The sequence below is a fragment of the Nocardia brasiliensis genome (assembly GCF_042691675.1).
In the GTDB taxonomy this organism is placed as follows: domain Bacteria; phylum Actinomycetota; class Actinomycetes; order Mycobacteriales; family Mycobacteriaceae; genus Nocardia; species Nocardia brasiliensis_D.
The window spans coordinates 1,478,700-1,499,208 of sequence record NZ_CP170507.1; the positions used below are offsets into that span (position 1 = coordinate 1,478,700).

23 protein-coding genes are annotated in these 20,509 nt (G+C 67.3%); 14 read left to right on the forward strand and 9 right to left on the reverse strand.

Going from position 1 to position 20,509, the window contains the following annotated elements; translation table 11 throughout:
• The first annotated feature begins 69 nt into the window (after positions 1-69).
• Together ACFK0J_RS06840 and ACFK0J_RS06845 are read left to right on the forward strand one after the other, a co-directional pair.
• Positions 70-258, forward strand: a complete 189-nt coding sequence (locus tag ACFK0J_RS06840; RefSeq protein ID WP_378737569.1) for a hypothetical protein — start codon at positions 70-72, stop codon at positions 256-258.
• 29 nt (positions 259-287) lie between these two features.
• Positions 288-1,088, forward strand: a complete 801-nt coding sequence (locus tag ACFK0J_RS06845; RefSeq protein WP_378737571.1) for a biotin--[acetyl-CoA-carboxylase] ligase — start codon at positions 288-290, stop codon at positions 1,086-1,088.
• A gap of 115 nt (positions 1,089-1,203) precedes the next feature.
• On the opposite strand, the gene ACFK0J_RS06850 is transcribed toward ACFK0J_RS06845, so the two are convergent.
• Positions 1,204-2,157 carry an acyl-ACP desaturase gene (locus tag ACFK0J_RS06850; RefSeq protein ID WP_378737573.1) on the reverse strand — a complete coding sequence of 318 codons (954 nt, stop codon included), beginning with the start codon at positions 2,155-2,157 and terminating at the stop codon, positions 1,204-1,206.
• 183 nt (positions 2,158-2,340) lie between these two features.
• On the opposite strand from ACFK0J_RS06850, the gene ACFK0J_RS06855 reads away from it, so the two are divergent.
• The 3 genes from ACFK0J_RS06855 to ACFK0J_RS06865 are packed head-to-tail and all read left to right on the forward strand — an operon-like array spanning position 2,341 to position 4,892.
• The gene (locus tag ACFK0J_RS06855; protein WP_378737575.1) at positions 2,341-2,889 is read left to right on the forward strand and encodes a PH domain-containing protein; all 549 of its coding nucleotides are present in this window, start codon (positions 2,341-2,343) and stop codon (positions 2,887-2,889) included.
• 16 nt (positions 2,890-2,905) lie between these two features.
• A complete protein-coding gene (locus tag ACFK0J_RS06860) occupies positions 2,906-3,583 on the forward strand; it encodes a response regulator transcription factor (protein WP_150408010.1) in 678 nt (225 codons plus the stop codon).
• Between the two features lies 1 nt (position 3,584).
• Positions 3,585-4,892 (forward strand): sensor histidine kinase, encoded by a 1,308-nt coding sequence (locus ACFK0J_RS06865; protein ID WP_378737578.1) that lies wholly within the window; start codon positions 3,585-3,587, stop codon positions 4,890-4,892.
• A gap of 9 nt (positions 4,893-4,901) precedes the next feature.
• On the opposite strand, the gene ACFK0J_RS06870 is transcribed toward ACFK0J_RS06865, so the two are convergent.
• Complete coding sequence (locus ACFK0J_RS06870; RefSeq protein WP_378737580.1) at positions 4,902-5,441, reverse strand: GtrA family protein; 540 nt, start codon at positions 5,439-5,441, stop codon at positions 4,902-4,904.
• A gap of 109 nt (positions 5,442-5,550) precedes the next feature.
• On the opposite strand from ACFK0J_RS06870, the gene ACFK0J_RS06875 reads away from it, so the two are divergent.
• The 4 genes from ACFK0J_RS06875 (at position 5,551) to ACFK0J_RS06890 (ending at position 9,419) form a co-directional block, all read left to right on the forward strand.
• A complete protein-coding gene (locus ACFK0J_RS06875; protein ID WP_378737582.1) occupies positions 5,551-6,774 on the forward strand; it encodes a 5-(carboxyamino)imidazole ribonucleotide synthase in 1,224 nt (407 codons plus the stop codon).
• A gap of 18 nt (positions 6,775-6,792) precedes the next feature.
• A complete protein-coding gene (purE, locus tag ACFK0J_RS06880) occupies positions 6,793-7,293 on the forward strand; it encodes a 5-(carboxyamino)imidazole ribonucleotide mutase (protein ID WP_378737584.1) in 501 nt (166 codons plus the stop codon).
• Positions 7,294-7,445: 152 nt separating this feature from the next.
• Complete coding sequence (locus ACFK0J_RS06885) at positions 7,446-8,129, forward strand: TetR/AcrR family transcriptional regulator (protein ID WP_378737586.1); 684 nt, start codon at positions 7,446-7,448, stop codon at positions 8,127-8,129.
• A gap of 132 nt (positions 8,130-8,261) precedes the next feature.
• The gene (locus ACFK0J_RS06890; protein WP_378737588.1) at positions 8,262-9,419 is read left to right on the forward strand and encodes an acyl-CoA dehydrogenase; all 1,158 of its coding nucleotides are present in this window, start codon (positions 8,262-8,264) and stop codon (positions 9,417-9,419) included.
• A 65-nt stretch (positions 9,420-9,484) separates the two neighbouring features.
• On the opposite strand, the gene ACFK0J_RS06895 is transcribed toward ACFK0J_RS06890, so the two are convergent.
• Both ACFK0J_RS06895 and ACFK0J_RS06900 read right to left on the reverse strand, forming a co-directional pair.
• Positions 9,485-9,769 (reverse strand): GNAT family N-acetyltransferase, encoded by a 285-nt coding sequence (locus tag ACFK0J_RS06895; RefSeq protein ID WP_378737590.1) that lies wholly within the window; start codon positions 9,767-9,769, stop codon positions 9,485-9,487.
• Positions 9,770-9,815: 46 nt separating this feature from the next.
• The gene (locus tag ACFK0J_RS06900) at positions 9,816-11,174 is read right to left on the reverse strand and encodes an FAD-binding oxidoreductase (RefSeq protein WP_378737592.1); all 1,359 of its coding nucleotides are present in this window, start codon (positions 11,172-11,174) and stop codon (positions 9,816-9,818) included.
• Between the two features lie 120 nt (positions 11,175-11,294).
• Between ACFK0J_RS06900 and ACFK0J_RS06905 the strand changes: the two genes are divergently transcribed.
• The gene (locus ACFK0J_RS06905; protein ID WP_378737594.1) at positions 11,295-11,798 is read left to right on the forward strand and encodes a GtrA family protein; all 504 of its coding nucleotides are present in this window, start codon (positions 11,295-11,297) and stop codon (positions 11,796-11,798) included.
• Positions 11,799-11,941: 143 nt separating this feature from the next.
• Here ACFK0J_RS06905 and ACFK0J_RS06910 read toward each other — a convergent pair whose 3' ends face one another.
• Genes ACFK0J_RS06910 through ACFK0J_RS06920 form a run of 3 tightly spaced genes read right to left on the reverse strand, consistent with a single transcriptional unit; the run spans position 11,942 to position 13,925 of the window.
• Positions 11,942-12,595: a Type 1 glutamine amidotransferase-like domain-containing protein gene (locus tag ACFK0J_RS06910; RefSeq protein WP_378737596.1), complete on the reverse strand. Its 654-nt coding sequence runs from the start codon at positions 12,593-12,595 to the stop codon at positions 11,942-11,944.
• Positions 12,596-12,597: 2 nt separating this feature from the next.
• Positions 12,598-13,437, reverse strand: a complete 840-nt coding sequence (locus ACFK0J_RS06915; protein WP_378737598.1) for a maleylpyruvate isomerase family mycothiol-dependent enzyme — start codon at positions 13,435-13,437, stop codon at positions 12,598-12,600.
• On the reverse strand, positions 13,434-13,925 hold the full coding sequence (locus ACFK0J_RS06920; RefSeq protein WP_378737600.1) for an HIT family protein: 492 nt from the start codon (positions 13,923-13,925) through the stop codon (positions 13,434-13,436). The genes ACFK0J_RS06915 and ACFK0J_RS06920 overlap by 4 nt, the downstream gene beginning before the upstream one ends.
• Before the next feature lie 405 nt (positions 13,926-14,330).
• Between ACFK0J_RS06920 and ACFK0J_RS06925 the strand changes: the two genes are divergently transcribed.
• The 3 genes from ACFK0J_RS06925 to ACFK0J_RS06935 are packed head-to-tail and all read left to right on the forward strand — an operon-like array spanning position 14,331 to position 17,202.
• Positions 14,331-15,449 (forward strand): Re/Si-specific NAD(P)(+) transhydrogenase subunit alpha, encoded by a 1,119-nt coding sequence (locus ACFK0J_RS06925; RefSeq protein ID WP_378737602.1) that lies wholly within the window; start codon positions 14,331-14,333, stop codon positions 15,447-15,449.
• Positions 15,449-15,766, forward strand: coding sequence for an NAD(P) transhydrogenase subunit alpha (locus tag ACFK0J_RS06930; protein ID WP_378737604.1), 318 nt, complete (start codon positions 15,449-15,451; stop codon positions 15,764-15,766). Before ACFK0J_RS06925 ends, ACFK0J_RS06930 begins: the two co-directional genes overlap by 1 nt.
• Before the next feature lie 17 nt (positions 15,767-15,783).
• The gene (locus ACFK0J_RS06935) at positions 15,784-17,202 is read left to right on the forward strand and encodes an NAD(P)(+) transhydrogenase (Re/Si-specific) subunit beta (protein WP_378742683.1); all 1,419 of its coding nucleotides are present in this window, start codon (positions 15,784-15,786) and stop codon (positions 17,200-17,202) included.
• On the opposite strand, the gene ACFK0J_RS06940 is transcribed toward ACFK0J_RS06935, so the two are convergent.
• Both ACFK0J_RS06940 and ACFK0J_RS06945 read right to left on the reverse strand, forming a co-directional pair.
• A complete protein-coding gene (locus ACFK0J_RS06940) occupies positions 17,203-18,441 on the reverse strand; it encodes an MFS transporter (protein ID WP_378737606.1) in 1,239 nt (412 codons plus the stop codon).
• A gap of 188 nt (positions 18,442-18,629) precedes the next feature.
• Entirely contained in the window at positions 18,630-19,469 is an 840-nt protein-coding gene (locus ACFK0J_RS06945) for an SDR family oxidoreductase (protein ID WP_378737608.1), read from the reverse strand.
• 81 nt (positions 19,470-19,550) lie between these two features.
• On the opposite strand from ACFK0J_RS06945, the gene ACFK0J_RS06950 reads away from it, so the two are divergent.
• Positions 19,551-20,504, forward strand: coding sequence for an AraC family transcriptional regulator (locus tag ACFK0J_RS06950; RefSeq protein ID WP_378737610.1), 954 nt, complete (start codon positions 19,551-19,553; stop codon positions 20,502-20,504).
• Positions 20,505-20,509 lie beyond the last annotated feature (5 nt).

The following is a 20,509-nucleotide window of genomic DNA, read 5'->3' on the forward strand; positions in this document are numbered from 1 at the left end:
ATCGCCGCGGATAGGCACCCAGTTATTCTGGGAGAGTCCAATTTTCGAGCTCAGGGGGAGGGCCCAGTTATGTGGGAATGGAGCAAGACCGTCGCGGAATACGCGGCCGCGGCGTCGTGGACGAGCTGGCAGCAGACCGAGACCGAGCCGACGATCGTCGACCCGGATTTCACGACCGCGGCGATCGAGGGGGATTCCGATGGTGCGGACCGGATGGCGGTATACCTGGCGATCATGGGGTATGACCTCGTCGGTTGAGGCACCGGGCACCGAGTAGCCTGCCGGGTGTGCACAGGCCCCCCTTGGATGCAGAGCAGTTGCGGCGCAGTCTCATCGATTCGCCCGAGCTGTCGTTCTTCCACCACATCGACGTGGTGGAGTCGACCGGGTCCACCAATGCGGACCTGATCGCGCGAGCAGGCGATCCGGACGCCGATCGCGCGGTACTCCTTGCAGAGGCGCAGGAGCAAGGGCGCGGGAGACACGCACGTACCTGGGTCAGTCCGCCGCGGGCGCAGATCTCGATGTCGGTGCTGGTGCGCTTGCCCGGGATCGAGCCCGCGGCGCTCGGCTGGCTGCCGCTGCTCACCGGTATCGCCGTGGTGGACGCACTGCGCGCGACGGCAAACGTGCACGCGAACCTCAAGTGGCCCAATGATGTGCTGGTCGATGGCCGCAAAGTGGCGGGCATCCTGGCGGAGGTCGCGGCGAGCGGCGAGGTGCCGGCGGTGGTCGTCGGGATGGGGCTGAACGTGAGCCTCACCGAGACGGAACTGCCGGTGCCCCACGCTATTTCGCTCACGCTGGCTGGCGCGTCGGTCACCGACCGAACACTGCTCGCGCAGGCGATGCTGGCCGAATTCGCCCGCCGTTTCACCGGCTGGCGCGACGCGGGCTGGAAGACGGCCGACCTGGCCGCCGCCTACCGCGAGCGGTGCGCCACGCTCGGCAAGCAGGTCCGTGCCGAACTGCCCGGCGGTCAGACGCTGACCGGCGTCGCCACCGATATCGATGACGCGGGCCGTCTGCTGATCGGCGACCGTGCCGTGTCCGCGGGCGACGTGACCCACCTGCGCGCCGAATACTGAAGCTGCGCGCCGAATACTGAAATCACCTCAGCCGCACACGCTTTGATTTCCCGCACCGGTAATCACTGGTGAATTGCTGGTGCGGAAAGTCAAAACGTATGCGGCTGTTGTCAACTCACGCGGGCTGCAGTGCTGCCTTGGCCGCTTCCCTGGCGAACATCCGGTCGCGCTGTTCCTCGAATTTGAGCACGTCTTGCTCGAGCTTCTCGATGAACACGCCGAGCTCTTCGCGCGCCTGCTCGCCGCGCGGTCCGAAGTCGGTGCGCTCGAAGATGTTCCACTGCTTGAGCACCGGCGCCACCACGTCCTCCAGGTGTTGACGCAGGTCGTAGATGCCGTGCTTGGCCATCATCACGCCGTTGCGGCGGAAGTTGGGCATGCCCGCGCCCGGCATGACGAAGTGGGTCAGGATCTTGGTGATCGCCATCATCGCCTGATCCGGCACCAGGTCCAGGCCCGCGCCGCACAGGGTGCGATAGAAGATCATGTGCAGGTTCTCGTCGGCGGCGATGCGCTGCAGCATGCGATCGGCGACGGGATCGTTGCACACCCGGCCCGTGTTGCGGTGGGAAACCCGGGTGGCCAGCTCCTGGAAGGTCACGTAGGCAACGTTTTCCAGGAACCCGCCCCAGTTGTCGGGGGAATGCGCGCCATTGGTCATGTGGATCATCCGCGCCTCTTCCAGGGCGACCGGATCGACGCCGCGGGTAACCACCAGGTAGTCCCGCATCACGATGCCGTGCCGGTTCTCCTCGGCGGTCCAGCGGCCCACCCAGGTACGCCACGCGCCGTCGTTGGAGAAGTTCTCCGAGATCTCGCGATGGTAAGAGGGCAGATTGTCCTCGGTGAGCAGGTTGGTGATCATCGCGATCTTGGCCACCTCACTCAGCTTCGACTGCTCCGGCGCCCAGTCCTGTCCGCCCATCGCGGCGAAATTGCGGCCCTGGTCCCACGGGATGTAGTCGTGCGGGTGCCAGTCCTTCGCCAACGCCAGGTGCCGGTTCAGATTCTGCTCGGCCACCGGCTCGAGTTCGGTCAGGATTTCCAGCTGAGTCAGATCCTTGGTCACACATGCCTCCACGGTCGTATTCGGCGACTTTGTACGAGCAGAGCTGCTTACGGACTACAGCTTCGAGCCAGATCGAGCGGAGAACTCCATGCGCGGTTGCGACACACGCAGGCAGACGATTGTGCAGCACGACGCGCTTCGGTGTCAGGCAATTCGGCATCTTCGCGCGGTAGTGTTCCGGCCATGGGTTATCCGGAGGACGTGCTTGCGCCGGAAGAGCAGCTGATTCTTCATCGTCATCCGCATTGGAAAATGCTGTTCTGGCCGATCGTGACGCTGATCGTCGGCACCGCGCTCGCGGGTTTCGCCGGGGGACTCGCTTCGCGCAAAGCTCCCGAGGGCACCGCGCGGACGGCACTGCTGATCGCGGTGCTCGTCATCTGGCTGATCATCGTCGGATGGCGTTGTGTCGCACCGATGCTCAGCTGGAAGTCGACGCATTTCATCATCACCGACCGCCGCGTGCTGGTCCGGCAGGGCGTGCTCACGCACACCGGCATCGACATTCCGATGAGCCGCATTTCCAGCGTGCAGTTCCGGCACGGGATCTTCGACCGGATGCTCGGCACCGGAACGCTGATCATCGAGTCGTCCTCCTCGGAGCCGCTCGAGTTCGACGACATCCCGGCCGTGCAGCAGGTGCACGCGTTGCTCTATCACCAAGTCTTCGACGTCGAACAGGCCGGTAACGGCCGGGACGAGCGCTGGGACGAGCGCGGCGACTACCGATGAACGTTAACCTGGTCATATGACGGCCGTACTGCTTGCAGAAGACGACGAGGCGATTGCCGCGCCGTTGTCGCGCGCACTGGGGCGCGAGGGCTACTCGGTCACCGTCGAGCGGTTCGGCCCCGCCGTGCTCGAGCGGGCCCTGGAGGGCCATCACGATTTGCTCATTCTCGACCTCGGCCTGCCCGGCATGGACGGGCTGGAGGTGTGTCGTCAGGTCCGGGCCCGCGGCGCCGACCTGGCCGTGCTGATGCTCACCGCGCGCACCGACGAGGTCGATTTCGTGGTCGGACTGGACGCGGGCGCCGACGATTACGTCGGTAAGCCGTTCCGGCTCGCCGAGCTGCTGGCCCGGGTACGAGCCTTGTTGCGGCGCAGCGGCATCGGCGACGACACCGTGGAGGTCGGCGGCATCCGGCTCGAGCCCGCCGCGCGGCGGGTGCTGGTGAACGGCGTCGAGATCGGCCTGGCCAACAAGGAGTACGAGCTGCTGAAGGTGCTGATCGACCGCGCAGGCCAGGTGGTGCCGCGAGAGACCATCCTGCGCGAGGTCTGGGGCGACGCCGAGTTGCGCGGCTCCAAGACGCTGGATATGCACATGTCCTGGTTGCGTCGCAAGATCGGGGACGAGGGCCCGATGGCCGAGCGGCGCATCGTCACCGTGCGCGGTGTCGGCTTCCGGCTGAACACCGACTGACGTGCGACGCAGAATCCTGCGGTCCATGCTCACCGTGCTGACCCTCACCACGGTGGTGCTCGGGGTGCCGCTGATCTACACGGCCTGGCTGTGGGTGGAGGACATCACTCGCGACGACCTGCAGAGCAAACTCGAGCGGATCGCGGCCGCGATCATCGTCCAGGAACACGGCGACGGCATGGTGCTCGGCGAACTCGACACCCGAGCGGTGGAACCGCTGATACCGACGGACGGCAAGCTCACCATCATCTATCCGGCCCCGCACGACAACGCCTCGCGCGCGGACGTCGGCGTGGATCAGGTGTCCGACCCGCTGGTGGAGTCACTGTCGATGGGCACAAAGGGCTCACTCCGGCTGGAGGTGCCCGCCGCGCCGATGCACGCCAGGCAGCGTCAGGCCGTCGGCGTGGTAGCGCTGGCGGTGCTCGCCTCACTGGGGGCCGCGGTATCGGTCGCGGTGATCACCGCGCGCCGGGTCGCCGATCCGCTGCGTGATGTGGCGGCCAGGGCGGCCCGGCTGGCCATGGGCGACTTCCGGCCGGATCCGCGCAGGCACGGGATCTCCGAACTCGATCGGGTCTCCGACGTGCTCGACTCGGCCACCGTCGAGATCGCCGGGCGACTGCAACGCGAGCACGCCCTGGTGGCGGATGTCTCACATCAGCTGCGCAGCCGGCTCACCGCGGTCCGGCTGCGGCTGGACGAGTTGTCCACGCACGCCGACCCCGAGGTGGTGCACGAGGCCGAGGAGGCCATGGCGCAGGTGGATCGGCTCACCGAGGCGATCGACGACCTGGTCCGCGCCTCCCGCGACGAGGACGCCGCCGATCTCGATCCGGTGCCGGTGATGGAGGAGTTGCGCGGTGTCGTGGCCGAGTGGACGCATCCGTTCAGCGAGGCGGGCCGCGAGCTGACCCTTATCGGGGACGAGTCGTTGCTCGCACCGATCACCGGATCGCGCCTGCGCGAGGCGGTCGCGGTGCTCGTGGACAACGCGCTCATGCACGGCGGCGGGACCTGCACGGTGTCGGTGCGTACCGTGCGGCCCGGGGTCGATCGGGAACCGCTGGTGTGTGTCGAGGTCGCCGACGAGGGCGACGGGGTGCGTGACGAACTCGCGCCGCACATCTTCGATCGCGGCTTCTCCGCGGGCGGCTCGACCGGGGTCGGGCTGGCGCTGGCCCGAGCGCTGGTGGAGGCCGACGGCGGACGGCTCGAATTGCAGCGGCGCAGGCCCGCGCTGTTCGCGGTGTTCCTCGGCTCGTCCGCGTCGCGCTCGCAGAATTCGGTGGCCGCGGAGCCGCGCTGAGCGGGCCGCTCAATTGCGGCCGAATTCCTCTTCGACCAGGTCTTCGAATTCGGCGGCGATTTCGTTCATCTCATCGGGAAACACCCAGCGGCGCATCGCCCAGAATCGGAACGTCATCTGCAGCAAATTACCGATGATGAAGGCGCTGATGAAGTCCGCGATGTTCTCGACGGTGAAGCTGACGTCGGGCTGGCGCAGATCGAAGACGTAGCTCGAGATCCACAGCGGGATAAAGGCGAGAACCACGCCGACGCCGCTGACCGCGAAGAAAAGCAAGGCCTCGTGATGCCGTTCCCGGCCACCCCGGTTCCGGAACGACCATTCGCGATTCAGGATGTAGGACGCGATAACCGCGATGACACCGGAGATGATCTTCGCGGTGACCGGCTTCTCGGAAAGTACCGTCCATTTCAGCGCGTAGAAGATGCCGCTATCGATCACAAAGGTGGTCGCGCCGACGATGGCGAACTTGATCAGTTCCCGATGCCGGAGCGCGATCCTCGCGAGAGGCTTGGGAAGGACGCTCACCACGTCGTCGACGAATGACACGCGGCCGAGTGTACCGGTACGCGGTCGGCCTGCCCGCGCTCGTCCGAGCGCACGCGGCCCGGAACGGAAGCCTGCTGGCCGCGCCCGCCTGGGGGCATTCGCGCCGGACATGACAATATTGTCCGACGTGAGCAGCGCTCGTTCTTTCGATCCTTCCGCTATGCCCACCGTCACAATGATCGGTGGCGGCCAACTGGCGCGCATGACGCATCAGGCGGCCATCGCGCTCGGCCAACGGCTACGCGTACTCGCCGAGAATCCCGACGACCCGGCCGCACAGGTCAGCCCGGAGGTCGTGCTGGGTAGTCACACCGATCTGACGGCGCTGCGTAAGGCCGCCGTCGGGTCGCACGCGCTGACCTTCGACCATGAGGGCGTGCCGACCGAGCATCTGGCGGCGCTGGTCGCCGAGGGCGTGAACGTGCAGCCGCCGCCGAGCGCGCTGGTCTTCGCGCAGGACAAGCTGGCCATGCGCGTCAAGCTGTCCGAGCTGGGCCTGCCGGTGCCCGCGTTCGCGCCGGTCGCCGCGGTGGCCGACGCGGTGCGGTTCGGCGAGGAGCACGGCTGGCGGATCGTGCTCAAGGCGGTGCGTGGCGGTTATGACGGCCGCGGCGTCTGGATGCCGGAGTCGGCGGACGAGGCCACGGCGATCGTGGCCGAACAACTCGCGCGCGGCGGCCAACTGCTCGCCGAGGCGAAGGTGGATCTGAAGCGTGAGCTGTCGGCGATGGTGGCGCGCTCGCCATTCGGCCAGGCCGCGACCTGGCCGGTGGTGCAGACCGTGCAGCGCAACGGTCAGTGCGCCGTGGTGATCGCGCCCGCGCCGGACCTCGACGACGATCTGGCCGCGGCAGCGGAGACACTGGCGCTGAACCTGGCCAGGCAGCTCGGTGTGGTCGGCGCGATGGCGGTGGAACTGTTCGAGACCCACGACGGCACGCTGCTGGTGAACGAGCTGGCGATGCGGCCGCACAACTCCGGGCACTGGGGCATGGACGGCGCCCGCACCGGGCAGTTCGAACAGCACCTGCGCGCTGTGCTGGACTATCCGCTCGGCGATACCAGCCCGCTGGCCCCGGTGACCGTGATGGCCAATATTCTCGGCGCGGCCGAGGCGCCCGCGATGTCGATGGACGAGCGGCTGCACCACCTGTTCGCGCGGATGCCCGACGCCAAGGTGCACATGTACGGCAAGGGTGAACGCCGGGACCGCAAGATCGGGCACGTCAACATCCTCGGTGACGAGGTCGCCGTGGTGCGGGAAAAGGCTGAGCGGGCGGCACATTGGATGTCGCACGCGGTATGGACCGACGGATGGGATCCCCATCAGTGAGCGAAGCGAGGCGCGGGAATGAGTAACCCACAGGTCGGCCTGATCATGGGCAGCGACTCCGACTGGCCGACCATGGAAGCCGCCGCGGAAGCACTGGCGGAGTTCGGCGTTCGCTTCGAGGTCGGCGTCGTCTCGGCGCACCGCACCCCTCAGCGCATGCTCGACTACGCCCGCGAAGCCGCAGGCCGCGGCCTCCAGGTCATCATCGCGGGCGCGGGCGGCGCCGCCCACCTCCCCGGCATGGTCGCCTCGGCCACCGCCCTCCCGGTCATCGGCGTCCCCGTCCCCCTCAAATACCTCGACGGCATGGACTCCCTGCTCTCCATCGTCCAAATGCCCGCGGGTGTCCCCGTCGCCACCGTCTCCATCGGCGGCGCCCGCAACGCCGGCCTGCTGGCGGTCCGCATCCTCGCCGCCCACGACCCCACCCTGCGCACCCGGATGGAACAGTTCCAGGCAGGCTTGGAAAAAATGGTCCTGGAAAAGGACAACGCCCTCCGCGCCAAACTCCTCGGCTGACCCCGGCCGCCGCTGTTGATCGCACAGAGCCTCCGTACGGTTCACAGCGGCTACAAGCCCGGTGGACCGTATGAAGGCTCTGTGCGACCTGCGCGAGAACGCATCGCCGTGGGCTGGCCCGGAGTGCTCGCGGGTCTCGCTACGGTGGGCGGGTGACTACTGGCGACACACGCCCGCGCAGCGGGGACGACAACACGCGGTTCCGGCTGACGGTTGTCGATCAGGCGTTGCGGTTGTTTGCCGAGAAGGGGTATGAGGCGACGACTGTCGACGAGATCGCGGAGGCGGCGGGGATTTCCCGGCGGACGTTCTTTCGGCAGTTCCGGTCGAAAGAGGATGTGATCTTCGCCGATCACGAGTCGCAGTTGGCGCAGGCGGCGGCGTTTCTCGCGGGGTCGCGGGCAGATCCGTGGGAGACGGTGTGCGAAGCGGTGGTTCAGGTGTTCGAGCGGTTCGCCCAGTGGCGGGAGATCGCGGCGCGGCGGTATCAGGTGGTGCGCCGGGTGCCCGCGCTGCGCGAGCGGGAGATCGTGACGGTGTTCCGGTATGAGCGGCTGTTCACCGACTATCTGCGCGATCAGTTGCCCGAGGTGCCGGATCTGGCGCGGGTGCAGTACACCGCCGCGGTGACCGCGACGCACAACTATCTGCTGCGCCGGATGGTGCGTGGCGAGTCCGATGCCGGTGCGGCAGATCTGCGCGTGGAACTCGCGGCGATTCCGCGCGGCACCGGACGGCGTCCCGGTGCCGACGACCTGGTGGTCGCGGTGTTTCCGCGAGATACCCCACCCCGGCAGGTCGCCGATCTGGTGGCCCGCAAACTCGGTAGTCTTTGATCTAGGTCAACTGCGACCAATCTGACACTGAGTGCCAGGAAGTATCCGCATGTAGCGGGCATTCCTGGGCGTATACTCAAGAACGGTGTGGCACTGAGTGCCGACATGTACCGACGACCAGGAGTGAGCCCCATGGCGGGAAACCCCGATTTCGACCTGTTCAAGCTCGAGGACTTCCACGACGAACTGCGTGCGGCCATCCGCGGTCTGGCGGAGAAGGAGATCGCGCCGCACGCCAAGGACGTCGACGGTAACTCCCGCTTCCCCGACGAGGCGCTGACCGCGCTCAACGCCGCGGGCTTCAACGCGGTGCACGTGCCGGAGGCCTACGGCGGCCAGGGCGCCGACTCGGTGGCCACCTGCATCGTGATCGAAGAGGTCGCCCGCGTCTGCGGTTCCTCCTCGCTCATTCCCGCGGTCAACAAGCTCGGCACCATGGGCCTGATCCTCAACGGTTCCGAGGAGCTCAAGCAGAAGGTGCTCGCCGACATCGTCAACGGTGAGATGGCCTCCTACGCGCTGTCCGAGCGCGAGGCCGGTTCCGACGCCGCCAGCATGCGCACCCGCGCGAAGCAGGAGGGCGACGACTGGATCCTCAACGGCTCCAAGTGCTGGATCACCAACGGCGGCAAGTCTTCCTGGTACACCGTCATGGCGGTGACCGATGCGGACAAGGGCGCCAACGGTATTTCGGCCTTCCTGGTGCACAAGGACGACGAGGGCTTCGTGGTCGGCCCGCTCGAGCACAAGCTCGGCATCAAGGGATCGCCCACCGCCGAACTGTATTTCGAGAACTGCCGGGTGCCGGGTGACCGCATCGTCGGCGAGCCGGGCACCGGCTTCAAGACCGCGCTGCAGACCCTCGACCACACCCGCCCGACCATCGGCGCACAGGCCGTCGGCCTCGCGCAGGGCGCGCTGGACGCGGCCATCGCCTACACCAAGGACCGCAAGCAGTTCGGCAAGCCGATCGCCGACTTCCAGAACACCCAGTTCATGCTCGCCGACATGGCGATGAAGATCGAGGCGGCCCGCCTCATGGTCTACACCTCGGCCGCCCGTGCCGAGCGCGGCGAGAAGAACCTCGGCTTTATCTCCGCCGCCGCCAAGTGTTTCGCCTCGGATGTCGCTATGGAGGTGACCACCAACGCCGTCCAGCTGTTCGGTGGCGCGGGCTACACCACCGACTTCCCGGTGGAGCGCATGATGCGCGACGCCAAGATCACCCAGATCTACGAGGGCACCAACCAGATCCAGCGCGTCGTCATGTCCCGCGCGCTGCTGCGCTGACTCGCGGAAGCTCGCGCGAACGGGTGGTCCGGGGTTCGCCTCGGGTCACCCGTTTTTGCGTGTGATCAGGAGACCAGGTCGGCGTATTCGCGGTGTTCGGCGATGTATTTGTCGACGTACCAGCAGGTGGGGATGACGGAGTAGCCGCCGTCGCGGGAATCCTTCAGCGCGTATTCGACCACTTCGGCCGCCACGCCACGGCCCCGAAATTCGGGGAAGGTCATGGTGTGGTGGAAATCGCGGACCTTCGGGTTGGTGCGCTCGGCGTAATCGGCGTAGCCGGCGAGGGTGTCGTCGATGTAGATCTCGAAGCGGGTGTCCTCGACGTTGTGCTCGATCCTGGTGGTCATGATCTGGTGAAACTCCTTCTCGGTGCGGGATGTTCCGTGCGGGCGGTCACAGGATCGCGCCCGGGTTGAGGATGCCGTGCGGGTCGAGCGCGTCCTTGATCCGGTGGGTCAATGCCATCACGTCGGCGCCGAGCTGATCGGGCAGCCACGCCTTCTTCAGCCGACCGACACCGTGCTCGCCGGTGATGGTGCCGCCGAGCGCGATCGCCAGGTCCATGATTTCGCCGAAGGCGCGATGCGCCCGCTCGGTCATGGCGGCGTCGTTCGGGTCGTGCACGATCAGCGGATGGGTGTTGCCGTCTCCGGCGTGCGCGATCACCGACACCGTCACGTCATTGCGGGCCGCGATCTCGGCGACGCCGGTGACCAGGTCGCCGAGTCGCGGCAGCGGAACACCGACATCCTCGAGCAGCAGCGCACCCAGCTTCTCCACCGCGGGAATCGCGAATCGCCTTGCCGCCGTGAAGGCTTCGCCTTCTTCGGGGTCCTCGGTATGGAAAACCTCTGTCGCGCTCGCTTTTTCGCACGCCGCCACCATGATTTCGGCTTCGCGTAGTGCATATTCGCCCGGTGCGTCCGACCGTGCCACCAGCAGCGCCGCCGCGCCGCGATCCAGCCCCATCCGCAACTCGTTCTCGACCGCGTTGATCGACACCGAATCCATGAATTCCAGCATGGAAGGCCGTAATTCGCCGGTGATCGCGAGGATCGCGTCGATGGCGGCGGGCAAGGTGGCGAAGGTCGCGACGACCGTGCTCTGCGGCGGTTGCGCGGGCAGCAGGCGCAGCGTCAGCTCGGTGATGATGCCGAGCGTGCCCTCGCTGCCGACGAACAGTTTGGTCAGGGAAAGCCCGGCCGAGTCCTTGAGCCGTGGTCCGCCGAGCCGCAGCACCGTCCCGTCGGCGAGCACGACTTCCATGCCGAGCACGTAATCGGTGGTCACGCCGTACTTCACGCAGCACAGCCCGCCCGCGTTGGTCGCGGCGTTCCCGCCGATCGAGCAGATCTCGAACGACGACGGATCCGGCGGATACCAGAGTCCGTGCTCGGCGACCGCGCGTTTCACCTCGGCGTTGAGCAGGCCGGGTTGCACCACCGCGGTCCTGGTGATCGGGTCGACCGTGATCGCCCGCATCCGTTCGGTACTCAGCACGAGCCCGCCGTCGACGGCGGTGGCGCCGCCGGACAGCCCGGAACCCGCGCCGCGCGGGACCACCGGCACCTTCCGCTCGTGCGCCCAGCGCAGCGTCGCCGCGACATCATCGGTACTGGTAGCGCGCACCACCGCGAGCGGCATACCCGCGTCGGGATCCCGCGCCCAGTCCTGCCGGTAAGTCGCGAGCAGGTCAGGGTCGGTAACGACCGCGCCATCGGGTAGCGCCTCGGTCAAGTCATGCAGGTCCACAACACTCCACGCTAGCGGGCACCGGCGGGGAGGCCGCGCAAGCCGCCGAATGCCAGCCGTCCGATTGTAACTTTGCTGATTGATCATCTGACGTACACCTGCCGCTGGCAGGCTCGTGCCGTGCACGAGCCGGCGAGGACCACCGATACCGTCGCGGACCGGTTCACCCGGTGGTGTGAGTCCGTGGTCGCCCGGCTGCCGTGGGGGCTGAATCGCCTTGTCCCGGCGACCTTCCTCGGCTTCGCGCTGATCAACAGCTTCACCTTCGGCGTCGATCTGGTCCTGCTCACCGTGTTCCACGGCTGGTGGGGCCTGCCGGTGTGGCTGTCGGTCACCATTGCCTATGTGTGCGCGTTCGGGCTGAGTTTCGTGCTCAATCGCACCTTCAACTTCCACTCGCACGCACCCGTCGGCAAGCAGGCCGCGGTGTACGGCGTGGTTGTCGTGATCAACTACGTCGCCTTCATCCTCGGTGTCGGCAGCGGCCTCACCGCGCTCGGCCTCGAATACCACCTGGCCAGGTTGCTGGCCGGTGCGTGCGAGGCGGTCTACATGTACAGCGCGATGCGCTGGGTGGTGTTCCGCCGCGACCCGAAGTCAGAACTCGCACCGCACGCGGCGTGAGGTTTTAGCGTCATAGGTGTGGCGAACGAGGTGGCCGCCGCGCACGACTACCTGACCACCGTGTTCGGCATGGAGCCGGGCCGGATCAGCAGGGGCGCGGACGGCACCGTCCACCACGCGGAGGTCACAGCGGCTGTGGTCGTTCATGACCCCGCTGGACTGATCAGCACCTCGGTCCGGTCACCGTCGACGACGATCGCGTCGTCGTCGGTGAGGGCCCAGTGGGCGATGCCCTCCGCGCGATAGAACTCGGCCAGCAGATCGCCTTGGCCGACCGGGTCGGTGGGGGAGTCGATGTGCGGCACGATCCGTCGATCGACCAACCCCAGTCCGTCCCAGAGGGGTTCGATCCCGCAGGTCGATACGACCTCGGCGGGATCGTCCGCCGATTCCAGACCGTGCAGATCGGGCGTCAGCACGCAGGCCCCCGCACTGTAGCCCGCGTACACCAGCGCGTCGGCGGCGAGCAGCCGCGGCAGCACGAGATCGGCGCCGCTGCGGGCGAATTGGGCCCGCAGCACGAAGGTGTTGCCGCCGCGCACCCAGACCATCGGGAAGCTCGCCAGCGTCCGCTCCAATTCCGCTGGACAGCCGATGAAGTCGCGCAGGTCGATCGTCTCCGGTGCGTATCCCAGTTTGCGCAGCGGCACCACATCGCTGGTCACCGCCGACTCCCAGACATCGGGCCAGGAGTCACAAGCGTTGGGGATCAACGCGACTCGGCCCGGCTCGCCGACCAGTGCGGCGAGCCGATCGTAGTGCGCGCCGAACCGGTAGCTGGACAGGAAGAGTCGCATGCTCAGATGGTGAAGGCCAGGTTGTGGACCAGTCGGCGCCCCAGCTCCTGGTCGCCGGTGATGGTGATCGCGTCCAGGTGCTCGTCCGCGGTCGCGCGTCCGCCGCCGAGCCGGACGAAAACCTCGGAGGGCAGCCGGATTTCGACGGTGGCGGGCTCGTCGAACGCGTCGACGTAGTTCGCGCGCCCGGCTACCTGGATGTGCAGGCTCCTGGCCAACGAGCCGGTCAGGGTGAAGGTGATCCGCGAACCGTCCGGTGCGCCACCCTTTTTCACCACCACGCGCGGCACACCACCGAGGAACTCGATGAACGCGAGCTCACCGCGCCGCCCGCCCTCGTCGACCCGGACGCCGAGCGCGTCGGCGAGGTCGAGTTCGTGCATCCAGCAGTCGAACAGCCGCACCCGCATGAACCGGCCGTAGCTGACCTGCCCGATCGGGGACTGGGTTTGCGCCTGCCATTCGTCGTCACCCAGGGCGGCGAGGGCTTTGCGCCTGCGGCCGATGACGTCGTGGAACATTTCCAGCAGCCGCGCGCCGGACAACGGTCGCAGCCGGTCCACCCAGATCTCGTTGAGTACCGCGGTTTCGTTGCGCACGTGCGGCAACGTACGCACGTCGGTTTTCGGCTTGGTCGGATCGTGCGCGGGCGGGCGTTCACCGAGCAGCCACGCTTCGGTACCGACCACGTGCGCCACCACATCGAACACGCTCCAGCCCGGCAGTGCTGTCGGTGCGCGCCACTGGTTTTCATCGATATCGACGACCAGTGCGGCGATCGCGTCCCACTGCTCGGACAATCGGGTCGGCAGCTCGGTCCGGTCCAGCGTCGGATCGGTCATTCCTGGGCTCCTTCTTCCGGGCTTTCCATGCCCAGTCTCGCATCGTGGCCCAGCTTTTCGTCGCGTTCGAGCGCCGCGATCCCGGCCTGGATGGCGGCCGCGGTGGATTGTGCGTCGTGTGGGCGCCGCAGCACGACTCCCGCCGCGAACCGGAACTTGTCGCCGTGCTTGCGCGGGATGACGTGCAGGTGGACGTGCGAGACCGTCTGAAATGCTGCGGTGCCGTCGTTGAGCAGCAGGTTCGCGCCGTCGGCGGCGAGGCTGCTGCGCCGCACGGCCAGCGCGAGCCGATGCCCGGCGCGGAACACGTAGGCGCCGAGTTCGGCATCCAGATCCTCGAGTTCGGCGGCGTGCTGTTTCGGGACCACCAGCATGTGGCCTCGGGCGATGGGCCGGATATCGAGGAAGGCGCAGAGAATGTCGTCCTCGTACACCTTCGTCGCCGGAGCTTCGCCCGCCACGATGCGGCAGAAGACGCAGTCGTTCACAAGGCAGGACCTTACGGCGTACGAGTGCCCCGGGTACACCCCAGCGGTGGAATCCCCATGATGCACGTCACTGTCCCGGCCCGAGACCGCGTCCTGACCTGGTGTCGAACCTGCGGGTAAGTAATGGACCTGCGGGTTCGCTCTTGTCCCGCTCACCTGCGACGACCACCATCAGAACCGGCGCCTTGACGAACAACCGACAGCGCGGGAGGTAACCAGATGTCTGCGAGGACCTTGCGAATCCGGCAAACCGGCGGAATCCGGCATGATCTTGTGACGGGCGTCTCAGCGGACTGCACAAAGCGCCGGGTACAGTTGCGAGGATTTGGGCGACCTTACTCTGAAGTAACATCGTCCGGCCGTCCATCTGATGCCTGAAGCTCAGCACGAGAAGGAACTGACATAGTGGAGACAACGCAGAGCGTAGGCGACGAGTCGCCACGCGGCGCGCGTGTCGGAGTCGTTCGCGAGTCCAACGCGGGCGAACGACGTGTCGCATTGGTGCCGAAGATCATTCCGTCCCTGCTGAAGCAGGGCGTGCAGGTGGTGGTCGAGTCCGGAGCCGGGCTCGGCGCGCTCATTCCCGACAGCGCCTACGAAGCGGCGGGCGCGACGATCGGCGATCCCTGGTCGGCCGAGGTCATCGCCAAGGTCGCGCCGCCCACCGACGCCGAGGTGGCGCGGCTGTCCGCCGGACAGACGCTGATCGGCTTCCTGGCCCCGCGCAACGCGGAAAACCAGATCGGCAAATTGAAATCCGCCGGCGTGCAAGCCTTCGCGGTGGAAGCCATTCCGCGCATCTCGCGCGCGCAGGTGATGGACGCCCTGTCGTCGCAGGCCAATGTCGCCGGTTACAAGGCCGTGCTGCTCGCCGCGTCCGAATCGACCCGCTTCTTCCCGATGCTCACCACCGCGGCGGGCACCGTGAAACCCGCGACTGTGTTGGTGCTCGGCGTCGGTGTGGCGGGCCTGCAGGCGCTGGCCACCGCCAAGCGTCTCGGCGGCCGCACTACCGGTTACGACGTGCGGCCCGAGGTCGCCGATCAGGTGCGTTCGGTCGGTGCGCAGTGGCTCGACCTAGGCATCGACGCCGCCGGTGAGGGTGGTTACGCCCGGGAACTCACCGATGCGGAAAAGGCTGAGCAGCAGCAGGCCTTGGAAGACGCGATCAAGGGCTTCGACGTGGTGATCACCACCGCGTTGGTGCCGGGGCGGCCCGCGCCGCGCCTGGTCACGGCCGCCGCGGTCGAGGGCATGAAGCCCGGCAGCGTGATCGTCGACCTGGCCGGCGAGACCGGCGGCAACTGCGAACTCACCGAGCCCGGCCAGACCGTGGTCAAGCATCAGGTGACCATCGCCGCACCGCTGAACCTGCCCGCGACCATGCCCGAGCACGCCTCCGAGCTGTACTCGAAAAACATTGCGGCGCTGCTGGAACTGATGCTGGTGGACGGGAAGCTCGCGCCCGACTTCAGCGATCAGGTGCTCGCCGATTCCTGCGTGACACGTGAGGTTGATGCCTGATGTATACGGAACTGCTTGCGAATATCGCGATCCTGGTGTTGTCGGGATTCGTCGGGTTCGCCGTCATCTCCAAGGTCCCCAATACCCTGCACACCCCACTCATGTCGGGCACCAACGCCATTCACGGCATCGTCGTGCTCGGCGCGCTCGTCGTGCTGGGTAATACGCAGGATCCCTCGATCTTGACCCAGATCATTCTGTTCGTCGCCGTCGTCTTCGGAACCCTGAACGTCATCGGTGGTTTCGTGGTGACCGACCGCATGCTCGGCATGTTCAAGGGCAAGAAGGCCACCGCGCCGGTTAAGGCGGAGAAGTGATGCATACCTTCGACAATGTGACCTACCTGGTCAACGGCCTCTACATCGTGGCCTTCGGCATGTTCATCTACGGCCTGATGGGCCTGACCGGTCCCAAGACCGCGGTGCGCGGCAACCTCATCGCCGCCGCCGGGATGGTGATCGCCGTTGTGGCGACGCTGATTTCGATCCGGCACACCAACAACTGGATTCTGATCGTCGCCGGTCTGGTCGTCGGTATCGCGCTCGGTGTGCCGCCGGCGAAGTTCACCAAGATGACCGCGATGCCGCAGCTGGTCGCCGCGTTCAACGGTGTCGGTGGTGGCACCGTCGCGCTCATCGCGTGGTCGGAATTCATCAATAGCGACGGCTTCTCACACTTCAAGCACGGCGAGGAACCTACGGTCCACATCGTCATCGGCTCGCTGTTCGCGGCGATCATCGGCTCGATCTCGTTCTGGGGCTCGCTGATCGCGTTCGGCAAGCTGCAGGAGATCCTGCCCGGCCGCCCGATCGGCCTCGGCAAGCTGCAGCAGCCGCTGAACCTGCTGCTGCTCATCGGTGCGATCGCCGCGGCCGTGGTGATCGGCATCGGCGCCACCGACGAGGGCGTCTCCCAGCTGTGGATGATCGCGGTGCTGGTGCTGGCCGGTGTGCTCGGCCTGGCCGTCGTGCTGCCGATCGGTGGCGCGGACATGCCCGTGGTCATCTCGCTGCTCAACGCGTTGACCGGATTGTCCGCCGCCGCAGCGGGCTTGGCGCTGAACAACACCGCGATGATCGTGGCGGGCATGATCGTCGGCGCGTCCGGCACCATCCTCACCAACCTGATGGCCAAGGCGATGAACCGGTCCATCCCGGCCATCGTGGCGGGCGGATTCGGCGGTGGCGGAACGGCTCCCGGCGCCGGTGACGGCGAGCAGAAGACGGCCAAGGCCACTTCCGCCGCGGACGCCGCGATCCAGATGGCCTACGCCAATCAGGTGATCGTGGTGCCCGGCTACGGCATGGCCGTCGCCCAGGCACAGCACGCGGTCAAGGAGATGGCCGCGCTGCTGGAGGCCAAGGGCGTCGAGGTCAAGTACGCCATCCACCCGGTCGCGGGCCGGATGCCCGGTCACATGAACGTGCTGCTCGCCGAGGCCGAGGTCTCCTACGACGCGCTCAAGGAGATGGACGACATCAACGGCGAGTTCTCCCGCACCGATGTCGCCCTGGTGATCGGCGCCAACGACGTCACCAACCCGGCCGCGCGCGAGGACGCCAGCAGCCCGATCTTCGGCATGCCGGTCCTCAACGTCGACCAGGCCAAAAGCGTCATCGTGCTCAAGCGCTCGATGAACTCCGGCTTCGCGGGTATCGACAACCCGTTGTTCTACGCCGACCACACTTCCATGCTGTTCGGCGACGCGAAGAAGTCCGTCGGCGCGGTCACCGAGGAACTGAAGGCGCTGTAGCTACCTGTGCGCCGGTGCCGGAGCGACGATTCCGGCATACCGGCAGCACACCAGCACCGCGATGAGCGGGACGGCCATGGCGGCGGTGAGCGGCACCAGCTCGGTGAGCCAGCCGATCACCGCCGGTCCGGCGAGCAGACCGAGATAGCCGATGCTGAAGACGCGGGACATGTCGGTCGCGGCCTTACCGGAACCGAGATTGCCCGCGGCGGTGAAGATCTGCGGGATGCTGCCGGACAGGCCGAGACCCGTCAAGGCCCACCCGAGCAAGGTCAACGGAACCCACGGCGACACCATGACCAGAGCCAGGCCGAGCGCCGAGACGAGCATGCCGTAGCGGACGACGGCCACCCGGCCGAAGGCGCCGCTCACCCGGTCGGCGGCGAGGCGGCCCGCGGTCATGGTGACCGAGAAGGCACCGAAAGCCAGTGCCGCGGTGGCCGCGTCGGCGCCGAGGTGCTCGCGCATCTGCAAGGTGCTCCAGTCCCCGGCCACGCCCTCGGCGAGCAGTACCGCGAACGCGATCACGGCCAGTGCCAGCACTTTTCGGCTGTGCGCTCGCTCGCCGGAGTTTTTGCCGGTGGCTGGTCGAGGCGCGGACTCGGGGTCGCCGGACGAATCCGCATCGGTTGAGCCGAGGTGTGGCTCCACGGCCTGCTCGGGGTGGGCGTCCCTGAGCAGTCTCGGCACTAGCGCGATGGTCAGCGCCACGCAGCCGAACGCCGCCAGCACCAACGTCATTCGGATATCCCAGCCGGCCCGCAGGGTCGCCGCGCCGAGCAGCGAGCCGAGCAGCCCACCGCCGGAGAACAGCGCGTGGAAGGCCGACATGATCGGGCGTGCATACGCTCGTTCCACATGCACCGCTTGGGTATTCATCGACACGTCCAGTGCGCCGTTGCCGAAACCGAAGCAGATCAACGCGAGCGCCAGCGTGGCCGGGCCGGTAGCCAGACCAGGCCCGACCACCGCCACCGACATGAGGATCGCGGCGGCGGCGACCAGTGTCCGGCTGCCGAACCGGTCGGCGAGCGGGCCCGCGATGCGCATGCCGACGACACCCGCCCCGGCCATCAGCAGGATGAACATGCCGAGCGTCGATTTCTCGATGCCGGTTCGATCGGTGATCACCGGAATGTGCACGACCCACATGGCCAGCAGCAACCCGTTCAACCCGAACACCGCGAACACGGCAGCACGGGCGACCCGGATGGGGCGATCGATGCTCGGACGCGACATCAGTCCGACGGTACCGATGATCGTTCCGGTGCGCCCACCCCCCTCCGTGCCGATGCGAGGCGTGGCCCCGCGGAATCCGGGCCAGGACATCGTCGGCCTGGTGCGTCCGGATAACCGGATCGCGTCGTTGCGATCGGTTCCCGCGGGTGGTCTGCACAGCCTCTGCTCGTTCCAACCGCGCACCGGCGCTAGATGTTCCAGACTTCCGAGGCGGCGGTCTCGCGTGCGTATTCGGTGAAATCCTTTGGCTCCCGGCCCAAGGCGCGTTGCACGCCGTCGGCGGTCTTGCTGTTCCTGCCGTCGAGCACCGTGCCGAAGAGATAGTCGAGCAGGCTCACCGCGTCGGCGGGCACCTGGTAATCGGTCAGTGCCGCAACGAATTCCGTCCGGGATATGGGAATGAAGGCGATGTCGCGCCCGGTCGCCTCGGCGATCTCCGCGACCGCCTCGGTGAAGGTGAGCGCACGCGGCCCGGTCAGCTCGTAGATCTCGCCGTGGTGCCCGTCCTCGGTGAGTGCGCGGGTGGCGACGTCGGCGATATCGTCGGCGTGCACGAACGGTTCCGGCACGTCACCATTGGGCAGCGCGACTTCTCCGGCCAGGATGTATTCGGTGAACGCGCCTTCGCTGAAGTTCTGCGCGAAGAAGCTGCACCGCAGGATGGTCCAGTCGAGGCCGGATTCCTGCACGATCTCCTCGCATTCCACCGCCTCCGGCTCGCCACGACCGGACAGCAGCACCAACCGGCGCACGCCGCTCCGCTTCGCCACGGCCGCGAACGCGCGCAGCGTTTCGGGAGCGCCGGGCACCGCGAGGTCGGGCTGGTACGCCAGGTAGGCGGCCTGCACGCCGGCCAGGGCCGCGGGCCAGGTGTCGCGGTCCGCCCAGCTGAACGGGATCTCCGCCGAGCGCGAGCCGAGGCGGATCGGGTAGCCCGCCGCGGTGAGCCGGGTAGCGACCCGGCTGCCGGTCTTGCCGGTGCCGCCGGTGACGAGGGTGAGGTGCTGGGCTGTGGTGCTGTTTGTCATGGTTCGAGTACACCGGGGTCAGCCGAGACGGAACATGGTTCAGCAGCTCATGACCATGCGTGATCGTCTACTGTTGGGGGCGTGGATGCGCTCGCCAGTCTGCTCGAAGGTCCACGTGCCCGGGGCGCGTTTCTGATGTGCTCGTTGCTGAAGCCGCCGTGGTCGCTGCGCGTTCAGGACGAGGCTCCGCTCACCGTGGTGGCGATGGTCCGTGGCGGCGCCTGGGTGATGATGGGCAAGAACGCCCCGCGGCAGTTGAGCGAGGGTGACGTCGCGATATTCCGCGGTCCCGATCACTACACGGTCGCCGACGCGCCGTCCACCGAGCCGCAGATCATCATCCATCCCGGCAATGTCACGAAGACGCCGGATGGCGAAGTCCTTTGCGAGACATTGAGTCTCGGCGTTCGCCAGTGGGGCACCGACGCCGACGGCGCCACCATGCTGGTCACCGGAACCTACGAGTCGGCCGGTGCGGCCAGCCAGCGCCTGCTGCGCGCCCTGCCGCCACTGATCGTATTGCAGCGCGGCGACTTCGACACCCGCCTGCTCGACATCCTGGTCGACGAAACCGTTCGGGACGAGCCCGCCCAGGGCGCCGTGCTCGACCGGCTGCTGGACATGGTGCTGATCGCCGCCCTGCGCGCCTGGTTCGCCCGCAACGACGCCCCCGCCTGGTACCACGCCTACAGCGACCCGCTGGTCGGTAAGGCGCTGCGGCTGCTGCAACACAATCCCGCGCACGGCTGGACCGTGGCAGGCCTGGCCGAGGCCGTCGGGGTGTCCAGGGCCGCGCTCGCCCGCCGGTTCACCGATCTGGTCGGCGAGCCGCCGATGTCCTTCCTCACCGAGTGGCGGCTCGCGCTGGCCGCCGATCTGCTCGCCGAATCCGACGCCACCATCGAATCCATCGCCCGCCAAGTCGGTTACGGCAGTGCCTTCGCCCTGAGCACCGCGTTCAAACGCCACTTCGGGGTGAGCCCGCGCGACCACCGGCAGGGCGCCACCCCGGCTGAGCTATCGTCGGCCGGGTGACGCAG